The sequence below is a fragment of the Pseudomonas sp. S1(2024) genome, from assembly GCF_046557535.1.
Genome location: NZ_JBKGFP010000018.1, coordinates 1 through 16,715 on the forward strand (window position 1 = coordinate 1; position 16,715 = coordinate 16,715).

General features: G+C 64.0%; 14 protein-coding genes. 9 read left to right on the forward strand and 5 right to left on the reverse strand.

What is annotated here, in order from left to right:
• Positions 1 to 161 precede the first annotated feature (161 nt).
• Together ACLCGK_RS08020 and ACLCGK_RS08025 are read right to left on the reverse strand one after the other, a co-directional pair.
• Positions 162 to 797 carry a Pr6Pr family membrane protein gene (locus ACLCGK_RS08020; RefSeq protein WP_015271585.1) on the reverse strand — a complete coding sequence of 212 codons (636 nt, stop codon included), beginning with the start codon at positions 795 to 797 and terminating at the stop codon, positions 162 to 164.
• A gap of 1 nt (position 798) precedes the next feature.
• Positions 799 to 1,020: a VF530 family DNA-binding protein gene (locus ACLCGK_RS08025; protein WP_003252112.1), complete on the reverse strand. Its 222-nt coding sequence runs from the start codon at positions 1,018 to 1,020 to the stop codon at positions 799 to 801.
• A gap of 165 nt (positions 1,021 to 1,185) precedes the next feature.
• On the opposite strand from ACLCGK_RS08025, the gene ACLCGK_RS08030 reads away from it, so the two are divergent.
• The 7 genes from ACLCGK_RS08030 (at position 1,186) to cmoB (ending at position 12,362) form a co-directional block, all read left to right on the forward strand.
• Complete coding sequence (locus tag ACLCGK_RS08030; RefSeq protein ID WP_410951777.1) at positions 1,186 to 3,237, forward strand: TonB-dependent receptor; 2,052 nt, start codon at positions 1,186 to 1,188, stop codon at positions 3,235 to 3,237.
• Between the two features lie 303 nt (positions 3,238 to 3,540).
• Positions 3,541 to 4,875, forward strand: a complete 1,335-nt coding sequence (locus ACLCGK_RS08035) for a carbohydrate porin (RefSeq protein WP_410951778.1) — start codon at positions 3,541 to 3,543, stop codon at positions 4,873 to 4,875.
• A 30-nt stretch (positions 4,876 to 4,905) separates the two neighbouring features.
• The gene (locus ACLCGK_RS08040) at positions 4,906 to 7,317 is read left to right on the forward strand and encodes a glucose/quinate/shikimate family membrane-bound PQQ-dependent dehydrogenase (protein WP_013973985.1); all 2,412 of its coding nucleotides are present in this window, start codon (positions 4,906 to 4,908) and stop codon (positions 7,315 to 7,317) included.
• Positions 7,318 to 7,534: 217 nt separating this feature from the next.
• Complete coding sequence (gene lon / locus ACLCGK_RS08045) at positions 7,535 to 9,955, forward strand: endopeptidase La (RefSeq protein WP_410951779.1); 2,421 nt, start codon at positions 7,535 to 7,537, stop codon at positions 9,953 to 9,955.
• Between the two features lie 170 nt (positions 9,956 to 10,125).
• A complete protein-coding gene (locus ACLCGK_RS08050; RefSeq protein ID WP_013973987.1) occupies positions 10,126 to 10,518 on the forward strand; it encodes a protease inhibitor I42 family protein in 393 nt (130 codons plus the stop codon).
• A 147-nt stretch (positions 10,519 to 10,665) separates the two neighbouring features.
• Entirely contained in the window at positions 10,666 to 11,409 is a 744-nt protein-coding gene (gene cmoA / locus ACLCGK_RS08055) for a carboxy-S-adenosyl-L-methionine synthase CmoA (protein WP_015271589.1), read from the forward strand.
• Positions 11,406 to 12,362, forward strand: a complete 957-nt coding sequence (cmoB, locus tag ACLCGK_RS08060; protein ID WP_013973989.1) for a tRNA 5-methoxyuridine(34)/uridine 5-oxyacetic acid(34) synthase CmoB — start codon at positions 11,406 to 11,408, stop codon at positions 12,360 to 12,362. The genes cmoA and cmoB overlap by 4 nt, the downstream gene beginning before the upstream one ends.
• Positions 12,363 to 12,431: 69 nt before the next feature.
• On the opposite strand, the gene ACLCGK_RS08065 is transcribed toward cmoB, so the two are convergent.
• The gene (locus ACLCGK_RS08065) at positions 12,432 to 12,635 is read right to left on the reverse strand and encodes a hypothetical protein (protein ID WP_015271591.1); all 204 of its coding nucleotides are present in this window, start codon (positions 12,633 to 12,635) and stop codon (positions 12,432 to 12,434) included.
• A gap of 349 nt (positions 12,636 to 12,984) precedes the next feature.
• Here ACLCGK_RS08065 and ACLCGK_RS08070 point away from each other — a divergent pair, with 349 nt between their 5' ends.
• A complete protein-coding gene (locus ACLCGK_RS08070) occupies positions 12,985 to 13,659 on the forward strand; it encodes a heavy metal response regulator transcription factor (protein WP_003258489.1) in 675 nt (224 codons plus the stop codon).
• Positions 13,656 to 15,038, forward strand: a complete 1,383-nt coding sequence (locus ACLCGK_RS08075) for a heavy metal sensor histidine kinase (RefSeq protein WP_410951780.1) — start codon at positions 13,656 to 13,658, stop codon at positions 15,036 to 15,038. Before ACLCGK_RS08070 ends, ACLCGK_RS08075 begins: the two co-directional genes overlap by 4 nt.
• 116 nt (positions 15,039 to 15,154) lie before the next feature.
• Here ACLCGK_RS08075 and pdxJ read toward each other — a convergent pair whose 3' ends face one another.
• Positions 15,155 to 15,877 (reverse strand): pyridoxine 5'-phosphate synthase, encoded by a 723-nt coding sequence (gene pdxJ / locus ACLCGK_RS08080; protein ID WP_153670549.1) that lies wholly within the window; start codon positions 15,875 to 15,877, stop codon positions 15,155 to 15,157.
• Between the two features lie 61 nt (positions 15,878 to 15,938).
• Positions 15,939 to 16,622, reverse strand: a complete 684-nt coding sequence (gene recO / locus ACLCGK_RS08085) for a DNA repair protein RecO (protein ID WP_015271594.1) — start codon at positions 16,620 to 16,622, stop codon at positions 15,939 to 15,941.
• Between the last annotated feature and the right edge of the window lie 93 nt (positions 16,623 to 16,715).

The following is a 16,715-nucleotide window of genomic DNA, read 5'->3' on the forward strand; positions in this document are numbered from 1 at the left end:
CACCCCCCCCCCCCCCCCCCCCGCCCCCCCCCCCCCCCCCCCCCCCCCCCCCCCCCCCCCCCCCCCCCCCCCCCAAGGCTGCTCCTACAGAACCTCGCCGAACCAATGAGTCATGTGTTGTTCTATGAGAGCTGGCTTGCCGGCGATAGGGCCAGTGCAGGTCAAGCCAATCTGTGCAGCCCCCGCCACCGATCCAGCCCCAGCAACACCAGCCCAATCCCCCAGAACCCCGCCAACACCCCCAGGGCATTGAGCACTACCTGCCCATACCCCAGGCTCGCCACGTCGATGAACGGGTAGGCATACACGCCAATCTCGCTCCCACGCCACAGCGCGTAGGCAAAATACGTCGCCGGATAAACCGCCCAGACCAGCAGATGCCATAGCCGCAACCTACCTTTGGGCACCTCGCACCACCAGTACAAGGCATATAGCACGGGCATCACATCGTGCAGCAACTCGTCCGCCAGCCATTGCCAGCCCTGCGGTTGCCACAAGTGACGCAAAAGCACGCTGTAGGCCAATGCCACCAGCACGATGCTGGCAGCCACTGCGGAACTCACCGAAGGCGACAGGAAAAAGCGTTTGGCACGGCCTTCCCGGCCAAACGCCGCATAACTGAGCACCGTTGCCACCAGGGTGTTGGTCAACACGGTGAAATACCCGAACACATTGATCAGGCCACCCACCAGGCTGGCCTGCTCCTGCCAGCGCGCCAGCAGCACCAGATACACCTGCACGGTCAGGCCGAACCAGCCCAGCACGGCCATGCCGGTCAGCCAGGGGCGACGCGGCATGTCAGGCCTGACGCTGCAGCTTCACGTACAGCTGCTCGACCTTTTCCCGTGCCCACGGCGTCTTGCGCAGGAAGGTCAGGCTCGACTTGATGGTCGGGTTGCTTTTGAAGCAGCGCACATCGATGCGCTCGGCCAGGCCCTGCCATTGGTAGTGCGCCACCAGCTCGGTGAGGATCTGTTCGAGGGTCTTGCCGTGCAGCGCGTTGTGTTGGGCCGTGCTCATGCCAGTGCTCCGTAGGAAAGATGCGCACCTTACACGAGTGTAGTGGTGGGTGGGATCAGGTGAGTCAACAGAGAAACCGCTGGCCAGGCGCAAAACCTCTGTGCTGAAATAGAGATGTTATATTGTAACATTACAAAAGCATCTGCCAAGGAACGCCCCATCCCCATGCTGCACACACCGCTTCGCCTCTCTCCCCTCGCCGTCGCGCTCTGGCTTGCCGCACCACCCAGCCAAGCGGTGGAGCTCGAGCCCCAGGTCATCACCGCCAACCCTTTGGGTAACAGCCAGCTGGCCGCCCCCAGCACCGTGCTCGAAGGCGACAACCTGCTGCAACAGCAGCACGGCAGCCTCGGTGAAACCCTGAACAAGCAGCCCGGAGTCGCCTCCACCTGGTTCGGCCCTGGCGCCAGTCGCCCGGTAATTCGTGGCCTGGATGGCGACCGTATTCGCATCCTGCGCAATGGCGTCGGCGCCCTCGACGCTTCATCACTGTCCTACGACCACGCCGTGCCGCTGGACCCGGTGACCGTCGACCGTGTCGAGATCGTCCGTGGCCCGGCCGCCCTGCTCTACGGCGGCAACGCCATCGGCGGCGTGGTCAATACCTTCGACAACCGCATCCCGGATGCCCCCATCGAGGGCATCCACGGTGCCGGTGAACTGCGCTACGGCGGCGCCGATACCACCCGCAGCAGCGCTGGCAAGCTGGAAGCCGGCAACGGTGCCTTCGCCCTGCACCTGGATGCCAACAGCCGCCAGTTCAACGACCTGCGCATCCCCGGTTACGCGCGCAGTTCCAAGGTGCGCGATGCCGACGAACCCGGCAGCAAGCACCGCCTGGAAAACAGCGACGGCCGCCAGGACGGTGGCGCCCTGGGTGGCGCCTACCATTGGGACCACGGTTACGCCGGCCTGTCGTACAGCCGCTACGACAGTAACTATGGCTCGGTGGCCGAGCCAGGTGTGCGCCTGGACATGAAGCAGGACCATTACGCCTTCGCCTCCGAGCTGCGCGACCTGGACGGCCCGTTCACTTCGATCAAGGTCGATGCCGGCTACACCGACTACGAGCATCGTGAAATCGAAGAAGGCGAGGTCCACACCACCTTCAGGAACAAGGGTTATGAAGCACGTATCGAAGCTCGCCACCAACCGCTCGGGCCGGTAGAAGGCGTGATCGGTGCCCAGGTCAGCCGCAACGAATTCTCCGCGTTGGGCGAGGAAGCCTTCGTCCCGCACACCGACACCGACAGCCTGGCGCTGTTCATGCTGGAGCAGTGGCAAGCCACCGAGCGCCTCAACCTGAGCCTGGGTGCACGCATGGAGCACACCCGGGTCGATCCGGATGCCAAAGGCAACGAGAACTTCGCCGACGCCGACAGCGCCAGCAGTTTCAACGCCTTCAGTCTGTCTTCCGGGGCGGTGTACCAGCTCGACCCGGTCTGGTCGCTGGCCGCCAACCTCGGCTACACCGAGCGCGCCCCGACCTTCTACGAGCTGTATGCCAATGGTGCTCACGTGGCCACCGGAGCCTTTGAAGTCGGCGATGCCAGCCTGAACAAGGAAAAAGCCGTTTCCGCCGACCTGGCCCTGCGTTTCGACAACGGCACCCACAAGGGCAGTGTCGGGGTGTTCTACAGCCACTTCCGCAACTACATCGGCCTGATCAGCACCGGCAACATCCGCGAGGGGCATGACCACGATCATGATGAGGATGACCACGACCATGATCACGATCATGACCACGGCGGTTTCCCGGAGTACCAGTATCAGGGCGTGCGGGCGCGATTCTATGGCATCGAGGCCCAGGATCGCTGGCAGCTGGCCGAGAACCGTTACGGCAGCTTCGCGTTGGAAGTGTCTGGTGACTACACCCGGGCCAAGAACCTGGACAGTGGCGAGCCGCTGCCCCGCATCGCCCCGCTGCGCCTGAACAGCGGCCTGGTCTGGGAGCTGGACCGCTGGCAGGCGCGGGTCGACGTGCAACACGCTGCGTCTCAGCATCGCAAACCGGCCAACGAAACCAGCACTGATGGCTATACCACGCTAGGGGCCAGCGTTGGTTACCGCTTCGAAGTTGGCCAGAGCCAGTGGCTGGCGTTTGTGCGCGGCGAGAACCTGACTGACCAGACCGTGCGCTATGCCAGTTCGATCCTGCGCGACATCGCCCCGGCGCCGGGGCGTAGTGTGGAAGTGGGTCTGCGTACCACCTTCTGATTGCAAATCAGTATCTGTGGGAGCGGACATGCCCGCGAAGAAACCGACGCGGTGGATGGCACCGGCTCCGCCGGTGTTCGCGGGCGCGCCCGCTCCCACAAAGAGCTCGTAAGCTCTGGACTGTTGCCATATCAGCAACAATCCACTGCGACAATTTGTCTTTTTTTCTTACAACTTCCCCTATATCCTCCCCGCCGCAAGCTGAATCGCTTCATCGAGACCATCTTGTCGCCATTTCCATTGAAGGGCCCGCCCTTCGATGCGCTTGCCGTTTATTCAACAATCAGAAGATAGCGCTATCTCATGCTCCAACTGCCCAAAACCTGTTACATCGGCCTAGCCCTCAGCGCCCTGGCGGCTCCCAGCAGCGCCAGCGAGATGTTCGCCAGCGATTCGCCATGGATGCTCGGCGACTGGGGGGGCACCCGCAGCGAACTGCTGGAAAAAGGCTACGACTTTACCCTCGGCTACACCGGCGAGATGGGCAGCAACCTGCATGGTGGCTACGACCACGACCGCACCGCGCGCTACAGCGACCAGTTCACCTTCGGCAGCCACCTGGACCTGGAGAAGGTCCTCGGCTGGAACGACACCGAATTCCAGCTGACCATTACCGAGCGCCACGGCGACAACATCAGCAACGACCGTATCAACGACCCGCGTGTCGGCGGCTTCACCTCGGCCCAGGAGGTCTGGGGCCGTGGCGAAACCTGGCGGCTGACGCAGATGTGGATCAAGCAGAAGTACTTCGATGGCGCACTGGATGTGAAATTCGGCCGTTTCGGCGAAGGCGAAGACTTCAACAGCTTCCCCTGCGACTTCCAGAACCTGGCCTTCTGCGGCTCGCAGGTAGGCAACTGGGTAGGTGGCATCTGGTACAACTGGCCGGTCAGCCAGTGGGCCCTGCGCGTCCGCTACAACCTCAGCGATGCGCTCTACGCCCAGGTCGGCGTGTACGAGCAGAACCCCTCCAACCTGGAGTCGGGCAACGGCTTCAAGCTCAGCGGCAGCGGCACCCAAGGCGCGGTAATGCCGATCGAACTGGTATGGAGCCCACAGGTCAATGGCCTGAAAGGGGAATATCGCGCCGGCTACTACTACAGTAATGCCAAGGCACAGGATGTTCTCAAGGACAGCAATGGCCAGCCGGCAGCCCTCAGCGGCGCCGCCTACCGCAGCAGTTCGAGCAAGCACGGCTTGTGGCTCGGCGCCCAGCAGCAGGTGACTTCGCTGGCGTCCGACCAGTCGCGTGGCCTGAGCCTGTTCGCCAACGCCACGGTGCACGACAAGAAGACCAATGCCATCGACAACTATGTTCAGGCAGGACTGGTATACAAAGGGCCATTCGACGCCCGCGCCAAGGACGACATCGGTTTCGCCCTCGCCCGCGTGCACGTCAACCCTGCCTATCGCAAGAACGCGCGTCTGGTCAACCAGGCCGCCGGCATCGACGACTATGACAACCCCGGTTTCCTGCCGGTACAGGACACCGAGTACAGCGCCGAGCTGTATTACGGCATCCACTTGGCCGACTGGCTCACGGTACGCCCCAACCTGCAGTACATCCGCCACCCGGGCGGGGTGTCGCAAGTCGATGGCGCCCTGATCGGCGGCCTGAAGATCCAGAGCAGTTTCTAACCCCTTTCTTGACCTGACGGAGAACCTACGATGAGCACTGAAGGTGCCAACAATGGAAGCCGCTGGCTACCGCGCCTGATCGGCGCGCTGCTGTTGCTGATGGGCTTGGCCCTGCTGGCTGGCGGCATCAAGCTGAGCCAGCTGGGCGGATCGCTGTACTACCTGATCGCCGGAATCGGCTTTGCCCTGTCTGGTATCCTGCTGCTGGCCCAACGCCGCATCGCCCTGGGCCTGTACGGCCTGGTACTGCTGGGCAGCACCGCATGGGCCCTGTTCGAAGTGGGCCTGGACTGGTGGCAACTGGTCCCACGCCTGGCCATCTGGTTTGCCATCGGCGTGGTCCTGCTGCTGCCTTGGGCGCGTCGTCCGCTGGTCGGCCCGGCCAGCAAGGCCAACACTGCGCTGCTCGGCGTTGCAGTGGTAGCATCTGGCGCTTGTGCCCTGGGCAGCCAGTTCACCCACCCCGGTGAAGTGTTTGGCGAACTGGGCCGCGACAGCAGCGAAATGGCCAGCGCCGCCCCGGCCATGCCCGACGGTGAATGGCAGGCCTACGGCCGCACCGAGCACGGCGACCGCTATTCGCCACTGCGCCAGATCACCCCGCAGAACGCTTACCGCCTGGAAGAGGCCTGGCGCATCCGCACCGGTGACCTGCCGACCGAAAACGACCCTGTGGAGCTGACCAACCAGAACACCCCACTGAAGGTCAACGGCATGCTCTATGCCTGCACCGCGCATAGCCGCTTGCTGGCCCTGGACCCGGACACCGGCGCGGAAATCTGGCGCTTTGATCCACAGGTCAAGAGCCCCGTCGGTACCTTCAAAGGCTTTGCCCACATGACCTGCCGTGGCGTTTCGTACTATGACGAAAACCGTTACGTCAGCCGCGACGGCAGCCCGGCACCGAAAATTACCGACGCCGGCCAAGCCGTGGCCCAGGCCTGCCCTCGCCGCCTCTACCTGCCGACTGCGGACGCCCGCCTGATCGCCATCAATGCCGACAACGGCAAGGTCTGCGAAGGCTTCGCCAATCAGGGCGTGATCGACCTCACCACCGGCATCGGCCCGTTCACCGCTGGCGGCTACTACTCCACCTCGCCAGCCGCAATCACCCGTGACCTGGTGATCATCGGTGGCCACGTCACCGACAACGAGTCGACCAACGAGCCATCCGGCGTGATCCGCGCCTACGATGTACACGATGGTCACCTGGTGTGGAACTGGGACAGCAACAACCCGGACGACACCCAGCCACTGGCCCCCGGCAAGATGTACAGCCGCAACTCGGCCAACATGTGGTCGATCGCCAGCGTCGATGAAGACCTCGGCATGATCTACCTGCCACTGGGCAACCAGACCCCGGACCAGTGGGGCGCCGACCGCACCCCGGGCGCCGAGAAGTACAGCGCCGGCGTGGTCGCACTCGACCTGGCCACCGGCAAGGCTCGCTGGAACTACCAGTTCACCCACCACGACCTGTGGGACATGGACGTCGGCAGCCAGCCGACCCTGGTCCACCTGAAGACCGACGATGGCGTGAAGCCGGCAATCATCGTGCCGACCAAGCAAGGCAGCCTGTACGTGCTCGACCGCCGCGACGGTACGCCGATCGTGCCGATCCGCGAGATCCCCACCCCTCAAGGTGCGGTGAAGGGTGACCACACCTCGCCGACCCAGGCCCGCTCCGACCTCAACCTGCTCGGCCCTGAGCTGACCGAACAGGCCATGTGGGGCGCCACGCCGTTCGACCAGATGCTGTGCCGCATCCAGTTCCGCGAACTGCGTTACGAAGGCCAATACACTCCACCGTCCGAGCAAGGCTCGCTGGTCTACCCGGGCAACGTCGGTGTGTTCAACTGGGGTAGCGTGTCTGTCGACCCGGTGCGCCAACTGCTGTTCACCTCGCCCAACTACATGGCCTTCGTGTCGAAGATGATCCCGCGTGAGCAGGTGGCCGAGGGCAGCAAGCGCGAAAGCGAGACCAGCGGCGTGCAGCCGAACACCGGCGCACCGTACGCAGTGACCATGCACCCGTTCATGTCGCCACTGGGCGTACCGTGCCAGGCCCCGGCCTGGGGCTATGTCGCCGCCATCGACCTGTTCACCAACAAGGTGGTGTGGAAGCACAAGAACGGCACCACCCGCGACAGCACCCCGGTGCCGATCGGCCTGCCGGTTGGCGTGCCGAGCATGGGCGGTTCGATCGTCACCGCTGGTGGCGTCGGCTTCCTCAGCGGTACCCTGGACCAGTACCTGCGCGCCTATGACGTGAACAACGGCAAGGAACTGTGGAAAGCCCGCCTGCCCGCGGGTGGCCAGGCCACGCCCATGACCTACACCGGCAAGGATGGCAAGCAGTACGTGCTGGTAACTGCCGGCGGGCATGGCTCGCTGGGCACCAGGATGGGCGACTACATCATCGCCTACAAACTGGCTGAGTAACCCAGATATGCGGCAGTGAACCTGCTGCCGCATTCGCGGGTAAACCCGCTCCCACAGGTACGGCGCTGCCCCCAAGTTCGGCGCCGTACCTGTGGGAGCGGGTTTACCCGCGAAGAGGCCGGTACAGGCATCACTCCTCTCTGCACCCTTCAACTACCATTGAAACCCATCCCTCCGCGCCCCATCTAAGCACCATAGTCATTCACGCAGGTGCACCATGAGCGACCAGCAGGATTTCCCGGAACATCCCGACGAACACAGCGAAGTCGAACACACCACACCCCAGGCCGAAACCGGCCACGCCCTCGCCCTGACCGGCCAGCAGCTGCCGGACAAGGTCTACGTGATCCCGATCCACAACCGTCCGTTCTTCCCGGCCCAGGTGCTGCCGGTCATCGTCAATGAAGACCCTTGGGCAGAAACCCTGGACTTGGTAGCCAAGTCGCCAGACCACAGCCTGGCCCTGTTCTTCATGGATACCCCGCCAGAAGACCACCGCCACTTCGATACCTCGGCGCTGCCGCAGTACGGCACGCTGGTAAAGGTGCACCACGCCAGCCGCGAAAACGGCAAGCTGCAGTTCGTCGCCCAGGGCCTGACCCGGGTACGAATCCGTACCTGGCTCAAGCACCACCGCCCGCCGTATCTTGTAGAGGTCGAATACCCGCGCCAGCCCGCCGAGCCGACCGACGAGGTCAAGGCCTATGGCATGGCGCTGATCAACGCGATCAAGGAACTGCTGCCACTCAACCCGCTGTACAGCGAAGAGCTGAAGAACTACCTCAACCGCTTCAGCCCCAACGACCCCTCGCCGCTCACCGACTTCGCCGCAGCCCTCACCTCGGCCACCGGCAACCAGTTGCAGGAAGTGCTCGACTGCGTCCCCATGCTCAAACGCATGGAAAAGGTCCTGCCGATGCTGCGCAAAGAGGTCGAGGTCGCGCGCCTGCAGAACGAGATCTCGGCCGAAGTCAACCGGCAGATCGGCGAGCACCAGCGCGAGTTCTTCCTCAAGGAACAGCTCAAGGTCATCCAGCAGGAGCTGGGCCTGACCAAGGACGACCGCAGCGCCGACCTGGAGCAGTTCGAGCAGCGCCTCGAGGGCAAGACCTTGCCGGACCAGGCGCGCAAGCGCATCGACGAAGAGATGGGCAAGCTGGCCATCCTCGAAACCGGCTCGCCCGAATACGCCGTCACCCGCAACTACCTGGACTGGGCAACCGCCCTGCCCTGGGGTGTGTATGGCAAAGACAAGCTCGACCTCAACCACGCGCGCAAAGTCCTCGACCAGCACCACGCCGGCCTCGATGACATCAAGGAGCGCATTCTCGAGTTCCTTGCCGTGGGCGCCTGGAAAGGCGAGATCAGCGGCTCGATCGTGCTGCTGGTGGGCCCGCCTGGGGTAGGCAAGACCAGCATCGGCAAATCCATCGCCGAATCGCTCGGCCGGCCGTTCTACCGCTTCAGTGTCGGCGGCATGCGTGACGAGGCCGAGATCAAGGGCCATCGCCGCACCTACATCGGCGCCCAGCCCGGCAAGCTGGTACAGGCCCTGAAGGACGTCGAAGTGATGAACCCGGTGATCATGCTCGACGAGATCGACAAGATGGGCCAGAGCTATCAGGGCGACCCGGCTTCAGCGCTGCTGGAAACCCTGGACCCAGAGCAGAACGTCGACTTCCTCGACCACTACCTCGACCTGCGCCTGGACCTGTCCAAGGTGCTGTTCGTGTGCACCGCCAACACCCTGGACTCGATCCCCGGGCCATTGCTCGACCGTATGGAAGTGATCCGCCTGTCCGGCTATATCACCGAAGAGAAACTGGCTATCGCCAAGCGCCACCTGTGGCCCAAGCAGCTGGAAAAGGCTGGCGTGGCCAAGACCAGCCTCGGCATCAGCGACAGCGCCCTGCGTGCGGTGATCGAAGGCTATGCCCGCGAAGCCGGGGTACGCCAATTGGAGAAACAACTGGGCAAGCTGGTGCGCAAGGCCGTGGTCAAGCTGCTGGACAACCCCGAAGCCAAGCTGAAGATCGGCACCAAGGACCTGGAAGCTGCGCTCGGCATGCCCGTGTTCCGCAGCGAGCAGGTGCTCGCCGGCAAAGGCGTGATCACTGGCCTGGCCTGGACCAGCATGGGCGGCGCCACGCTGCCGATCGAAGCCACCCGCATCCACAGCCTCAACCGCGGCTTCAAGCTGACCGGCAAGCTGGGTGAGGTGATGAAAGAGTCGGCCGAAATCGCCTATAGCTACGTCAGCTCCAACCTCAAGCAGTTTGGTGGTGACCCAGGTTTCTTCAACGAAGCGTTCATTCACCTGCACGTGCCCGAAGGCGCCACGCCCAAGGACGGCCCGAGTGCCGGTATCACCATGGCCAGCGCCCTGCTGTCGCTGGCCCGTGACCAGGCGCCGAAGAAAGGGGTGGCCATGACTGGCGAGCTGACCCTGACCGGGCAGGTCCTGCCGATTGGCGGTGTGCGCGAGAAGGTGATTGCAGCACGGCGGCAGAAGATCTTCGAGCTGATCTTGCCGGAGCCTAACCGCGGGGACTATGAAGAACTGCCGGACTACCTGCGCGAAGGCCTGACCGTGCATTTCGCCAAGCGCTTCGCCGACGTGGCCAAAGTCCTGTTCTGAGCTGCTCCGGCCCCTTCGCGGGCTTGCCCGCTCCTACAGGGAAATCACAGTTTTCAATTACTGTGCAATACCTGTGGGAGCGGGCAAGTCCGCGAAGAGGCCGGCACAGGCAACACAAATCTCCTCGATCATCGGTTATCCTCAGGCCATCGCCAGCCTCCGGAGCCAACATGACCGCCCCTCGTCTGCTCGTTCCCCTGAGCTTCGCCCTGATTTCCGCCTGCGCTCAACAGCCTACGCAACCCGTCGAACTGGACGCCGAAAGCGAATGCCCGACACGCCTGCAGGTTGGCCAGGTGCTGACACTGACCCTGCCCAGCAACCCATCCACCGGCTATCGCTGGCGCGTCGAAAACCCCGCCGCCAATGTACTGCGTAGCCTTGGCCCGGAGGTGTACAGCGCTCCCGAGGAGGAAGACCTGGTCGGCAATGCCGGTGTCTCCACCTGGCGCTACCAGGCCAGCGGTACCGGCGATGGCCAGTTGGTGCTTGTGTACCAGCAGCCGTGGGCCGCAGATATTGCGCCCGTACAAACCTTCGACTGCAAGATCATCGTCCGCTAAAGGCCGCAGCTCCGTCCCGGGCAACCTGAACGGCCACTTGTTAGGGGCAGAGGCCCCTCGGCGCCCCGCCCCTGAAGCGCTGCCATGGCAAGAATCGCGGCCTTTGGCTAAAATGCGTCTCCGTTTCACCCTGTATCGAGCCCTCCCGTGAGCAAACAACCCGACCGCCTTTTCGCCCAGCCCCTGGAGCAAGTGCCCGACTTCGCCTTCAACGAGGATGTGGTACGCGTGTTCCCGGACATGATCAAGCGCTCGGTGCCAGGCTACCCGACCATCGTCGAGAACCTCGGCGTGCTGGCCGCGCGCTTCGCCCAGCCGCACACCGCGTTGTACGACCTCGGTGCCTCGTTGGGTGCCGTTACCCAGTCGCTGCGCCGCCATGTGCGCAGTGATGGCTGCCGGGTGATTGCCGTGGACAACTCCGCGGCGATGGTCGAGCGTTGCCGCCAATACCTCACTGCCCAGGACTCGATGTTCCAGGAACTGCTGCCGGTGCAGGTGCTGGAAGCCGACATCCTGGCCCTGCCATTCGAGCCCGCCTCAGTGGTGGCGATGAACTTCACCCTGCAATTCGTCGCCCCCGACCAGCGTCTGGAACTGCTTGGCCGCATCCGCCAGGCGCTTTTGCCCGGTGGTGCGCTGATCCTCTCGGAAAAACTGCGCTTCGCCGATGCGGAACAGCAAGACCTGCTCAATGAACTGCACCTGGACTTCAAACGTGCCAATGGCTACAGCGAACTGGAAATTGCCCAGAAGCGCAGCGCCATCGAGAACGTGATGAAGCCCGACACCCTCGAAGCCCACCAGGCGCGCCTGCGCGCAGCCGGTTTCTCGAAGGTGGTGCCCTGGTTCCAATGCCTTAACTTCGCCTCGTTGATTGCCCTGCCATGATCGATCTGTCCCCCCTCGTCCGCCGCCTGGCGGGCACGCCCTTGGCTTCCTGGTCGCAAGGCCTGCAAGCGCAACTGGAAGCCAAGCTGGAGAAGGGCCATGGTGACCTCGACCGCTGGCGCGGTGCGCTGGAAGCCCTGCCCGCCCTGCAGCCGAGCGAAGTCGACCTGGTCAACGGGCTGCGCCTGGACTGCGATTGCGATGACGCGACCCGCGCGCAGATGCATCAGGCACTGATGGGCCTGTCGCCTTGGCGCAAAGGCCCCTTCGACCTGTTCGGCGTGCATGTGGACACCGAATGGCGTTCGGACTGGAAATGGTCGCGGGTTGGCCCGCACCTGGACCTCAAGGGCAAGCGCGTGCTCGACGTGGGCTGCGGCAACGGCTACTACCAGTGGCGCATGCTCGGTGCCGGTGCCGACATGGTGATTGGCGTCGATCCCAACTGGCTGTTCTTCTGCCAGTTCCAGGCCGTCCAGCAATACCTGCCAGAGCTGCCCGCCTGGCACCTGCCGTTCGCCCTGGAAGACCTGCCGGCCAACCTTGAAGGTTTCGACACGGTGTTTTCCATGGGGGTGTTCTATCACCGCCGCTCGCCCATCGAGCACCTGTTGGCGCTGAAGGACTGCCTGGTAAAAGGCGGGGAACTGGTGCTGGAAACCCTGGTGATCGAGGGTGACGAAAACCAGGTGCTGGTACCTGAGGACCGCTATGCACAGATGCGCAACGTCTGGTACCTGCCGTCGGTACCGGCCTTGGAGCGCTGGTTGCGCCGCGCCGGTTTCAGCGATGTGCGATGCGTCGACGTGAGCGTGACCAGCGTCGAGGAACAGCGCAGCACCGAGTGGATGCGCTACCAGTCGTTGGGCGACTTCCTTGACCCGAACGACCACAGCAAGACCATCGAAGGCCTGCCGGCTCCACGCCGCGCCACCCTGCTGGCACGCAAATGAAAAAGGCGCCCGGTTGGGCGCCTGAATATACCTGCGCCGAGGAGCTGTCGCGGCGCAGGTGTTGTTACCTCAATCCTTGGCCAACTCGCGGGCCTTCTCCTGTGCCTTGCGCTCACGCTCTGCGACGGCCTGTTGCTTGTCGCCGTACAGGCGCTGCTGGTCTTCGCGGAACGCTTGCCAGAATTGTTTCGAACGTTCCGCACCGCCCTCGGCGTGAACACTGGCGCTGCCCAGGGCAAGGGTGGCCAACAGCAGGAATTTGGTCAGGTTCATCGTGGTTGCCTCGTGATAGCCGATCAGATACGGCCATCCTAGCGAGGGCCAGCTAACGGCAAGGTGAGGCGGGGATTACAGTCTTGCAATGTGGCCCTGTTTTGCCTGTTCGGGCCCTATCGCCGGCAAGCCAGCTCCCACAGCATCACCACAGGTCTTGAGAACTGTGCAGTACCTGTGGGAGCTGGCTTGCCGGCGATAGGGCCCTGACAGACAGCCAGATAACGGCAGCATTACAAATCCGTTATCTGCGCCGCGCGCCCTTACTCATGCCGTAACATCCCACGCCTTGACCCTGATGCCACTACAGGGTCGAGAATCGCCCCCTTTCATCACACCGAGCCCATCCATGCGTCTACTGATCATCGAGGACGAACTGCGCACCGCCGACTACCTGCAGCAGGGCCTGCGCGAGAACGGCTACGTGGTCGACTGCGCCCACACCGGCACCGATGGCCTGCACCTGGCCCGCCAGCAGCCCTACGACCTGGTCATCCTCGACGTCAACCTGCCCGAGCTCGATGGCTGGACCGTGCTGCAGCGGCTGCGCGCCGAATCGGCCACGCGCATCATGATGCTGACCGCCCATGGCCGCCTGGCCGACCGGGTCAAGGGCCTGGACCTGGGTGCCGACGATTACCTGCTCAAGCCCTTCGAGTTTCCGGAACTGCTCGCCCGTATCCGCAGCCTGCTACGCCGCAACGACCAGCAACTGCAGCCCAGCACCCTGCGCGTTGCCGATCTGGAGCTGGACCCCGGCCGCCACCGTGCCTACCGCGCCGGGCAGCGTATCGACCTGACCGCCAAGGAATTCGCCCTGCTGCACCTGCTGATGCGTCAGACCGGCGAGGTGCTGTCGCGCACCCAGATCATCTCGCTGGTGTGGGACATGAACTTCGACTGCGACACCAATGTGGTCGAGGTTTCGATCCGGCGCCTGCGGGCCAAGATCGACGACCCGTTCGACAACAAGCTGATCCATACCCTGCGTGGCGTCGGCTACGTGCTCGAGGCACGCTTTTGAAAAACGCTAGCCTGTCACTGCGCCTGGGCCTGAGCGTGACGCTGATGGGCGCCGCACTGGTACTGCTGCTGGCCTGCCTGGCCGTGTTCGCCCTCGATCACGAACTGGACAGCCGCGCACGCAAGGACCTGGCGCGCAAGATGCTGCAGGTCGAGCACAACCTGCGCGTCGACCTGCGTAGCGAAGACCTGGGCAGCCGCGCCCATCCCTTGCTCGACCTGGTGATGGGGCACGATAACCTCAGCCTCAGCGTGCTGGCTCTCGAAGGCCGCCACCCGCACCTGCTCAGCCTCGGGCCGGCGCTGGAATCACAGGTAGGCGAGCTGCGCACCGATACGCGCCTGGCCTTTCATGCGTGGCGCGACAGCAATGACAACCAGATACTCACCGTGACCCGGCTGATGCGCCTGCGCGACGATACCCCGGTGAAGGTGATGATGTCGCTCAACCGCGCCGACGACAACGCCCTGCTGCAGGCCTACCTGCACTCCACGTTGCTCGCGCTGCCGTTACTGCTGTTGCTGATCGGGGCCGGTGCCTGGTGGCTGATGCAGCGCGGCCTGAGGCCACTGCGGCACTTCCGGCGCATCGCCGGGCGGGTGTCGGCCCAGGACCTGCAACATCGCCTTCCCGCTACCGGCCTGCCGCTGGAGCTGGCAGAGCTGGCCAGCAGCATCAACGTGATGCTCGACCGCCTCGATCAGGGCGTCAGCCAGCTGTCGCAGTTCTCCGATGATCTGGCCCATGAACTGCGCACACCGTTGAGTAACCTGATGGGCAAGGCGCAAGTGACGCTGGCCCGCGAACGGGACAACGCGAATTACCGCGAAGTGCTGGAAGACAGCATCGAAGAACTGACCCGGCTCAACCGCATCATCAATGACATGCTGTTTCTCGCCCAGGTCAGCCAACCCCAGGCCCAGGTCGCGCTCAAGCCCATGGCATTGGCCGACGAGACGGCGCGGGTTGTCGAGCTGTTTGCGTTCAGTGCCGAGCTGAAAGGGGTTGAGTTGCGTGTGCAAGGCTGGGGGACGGCGCAGGGTGATCGGCTGATGTTTCAGCGGGCACTGTCGAACCTGTTGAGCAATGCCATTCGGCACTGCCCCGATGACAAGCCTGTGGAACTACGTATCGAGCGCGTGGGCAGCGAAGTTCGGCTTTCGGTGGATAACCAGGGGCCTGGTATTGCTGAAGAGCACCAGTCGCGCTTGTTCGAGCGATTTTACCGGGTGGGCTCGGGGCGCTCGCGGCTGGAGGGAGGGACCGGGTTGGGGCTGGCGATCGTGAAATCGATCATGCAGTTGCACGGCGGGCGGGTCGAGGTCAGCAGCAGGCCCTTGGGGCCTACCCGGTTTACCCTGGTGTTTCCTGCCGAGTGATCGGCTGCCTGCACCGGCCTCTTCGCGGGCTTGCCCGCTCCCACAGGCCTCGAAGCTTGTGCAATCCCTGTGGGAGCGGGCAAGCCCGCGAAGAGGCCGGTACAGGCGACCAACGATTAGCGCGAAGCCGCCACGATCAGCGCCTTCATCTCGGCCACAGCGGCCTTGAAGCCGACGAACAGCGCATGCGCCACCAGCGCATGACCGATGTTCAGCTCATTGATGCCCTTGATCGCCGCCACCGCCTCGACGTTGTGGTAATGCAACCCGTGGCCGGCGTTGACGATCAGCCCCTGCCCCACGCCAAACGCCACGCCATCGACGATACGCTTGAGCTCCTCGGCCACTTCGGTCGGGGTTTCGGCATCGGCGTAACGCCCGGTGTGCAGTTCGATGGCAGGCGCACCAACGCGACGCGACGCCTCGATCTGCCGCTCGTCGGCATCGATGAACAGCGACACTTCGGCACCGGTACGCGACAGCCGCTCAACCGCAGCCTTGATCCGTGCCTCCTGGCCCGCCACGTCAAGGCCGCCTTCGGTGGTCAGTTCCTGACGGGTTTCGGGTACCAGGCAGATGTGCGCCGGTCGGATCTTCTCGGCAAAGGCCATCATCTCTTCGGTGACGCCCATCTCGAAGTTCATGCGCGTCTGCAGCACGTCCTTCAGCAGCACCACATCACGCTCCTGGATGTGCCGACGGTCTTCACGCAGATGCACGGTGATGCCATCGGCGCCCGCTTCCTCGGCATCCAGGGCAGCCTTGACCGGATCGGGGTAACGCGTGCCCCGGGCCTGGCGCAGGGTCGCCACGTGGTCGATGTTTACGCCGAGAAGCATGCGGTTGCTGTGAGTCACGAAAGGCTCTCCTGAAGATTGAGCCCCACAGCATACGTCGTGATCAGCGCTTGCGAAACAGTTCCCGGCTGACCAGCGGTTTTGCCCCCAGATGAACCGCCAGTGCCTGGCGCATCAGGCGCTTGGCAGCGAGCAAGGCACCTGGCGCATCCCAGTCGGCTTCGGCCAGGGCCAGCAGTTCGGTGCCGCGGAACAGCCCGGGTTGCACCAGCTCGACCCGCTCCAGGCCGGCATCCACACGCAAGCGGTACAGGCCATCGACCGCGATCGCCTGGTCATTGACGTCGTGGTGCAACGAAAACGCGTAACCGAGCTCGTCCAGCAGCCGCCATTCGAAGGAGCGCAGCAGCGGCTCCAGCGGGCGACCGGCGGCCAAGGCCTGCAAGGTCAGGGTGTAGTGCTCGAACAGCGCCGGGAATGGCGCTTCGGCGGGCAGCAGGCGCATGAGCAGTTCGTTGAGGTACAACCCGCTGAACAGGGCATCGCCATGCAGCCAGGCGGCGATGCCAGCGCTGTCCATGCGCCCGACATTCTTCAGCTCGCCACGCCCGCGCAGCTCCAGTTCCAGCGGCACGAACGGCCGCACCAGGCTGCCACCCTTGCCACGCGCACGGCGCAGCACGGCACGCATGCGGCCCTGCGGGGTGAAGAAGTCCACCAGCGCGCTGGTTTCCTTGTAGGCGCGGCTGTGCAGCACGTAGGCTGGCTGGCCGACAGGTTGTTCCATGGAAGATCACTGGCTCCCTGTGGCTCGGTAAACTGCATATTGGGGCTGCTCTGCAGCCCATCGCCGGCAAGCCAGCTCCCACAAGGACCGCGA

Excerpts from the sequence above, each read along its gene's own strand:
- ACLCGK_RS08025 (WP_003252112.1), bottom strand. The coding sequence starts at position 1,020 with ATGAGCACGGCCCAACACAACGCGCTGCACGGCAAGACCCTCGAACAG.
- cmoB (WP_013973989.1), top strand. The coding sequence starts at position 11,406 with ATGATCGATCTGTCCCCCCTCGTCCGCCGCCTGGCGGGCACGCCCTTG.
- ACLCGK_RS08020 (WP_015271585.1), bottom strand. The coding sequence starts at position 797 with ATGCCGCGTCGCCCCTGGCTGACCGGCATGGCCGTGCTGGGCTGGTTC.
- recO (WP_015271594.1), bottom strand. The coding sequence starts at position 16,622 with ATGGAACAACCTGTCGGCCAGCCAGCCTACGTGCTGCACAGCCGCGCC.
- ACLCGK_RS08040 (WP_013973985.1), top strand. The coding sequence starts at position 4,906 with ATGAGCACTGAAGGTGCCAACAATGGAAGCCGCTGGCTACCGCGCCTG.
- ACLCGK_RS08030 (WP_410951777.1), top strand. The coding sequence starts at position 1,186 with ATGCTGCACACACCGCTTCGCCTCTCTCCCCTCGCCGTCGCGCTCTGG.
- lon (WP_410951779.1), top strand. The coding sequence starts at position 7,535 with ATGAGCGACCAGCAGGATTTCCCGGAACATCCCGACGAACACAGCGAA.
- ACLCGK_RS08065 (WP_015271591.1), bottom strand. The coding sequence starts at position 12,635 with ATGAACCTGACCAAATTCCTGCTGTTGGCCACCCTTGCCCTGGGCAGC.
- ACLCGK_RS08035 (WP_410951778.1), top strand. The coding sequence starts at position 3,541 with ATGCTCCAACTGCCCAAAACCTGTTACATCGGCCTAGCCCTCAGCGCC.
- ACLCGK_RS08050 (WP_013973987.1), top strand. The coding sequence starts at position 10,126 with ATGACCGCCCCTCGTCTGCTCGTTCCCCTGAGCTTCGCCCTGATTTCC.
- pdxJ (WP_153670549.1), bottom strand. The coding sequence starts at position 15,877 with ATGCTTCTCGGCGTAAACATCGACCACGTGGCGACCCTGCGCCAGGCC.
- ACLCGK_RS08070 (WP_003258489.1), top strand. The coding sequence starts at position 12,985 with ATGCGTCTACTGATCATCGAGGACGAACTGCGCACCGCCGACTACCTG.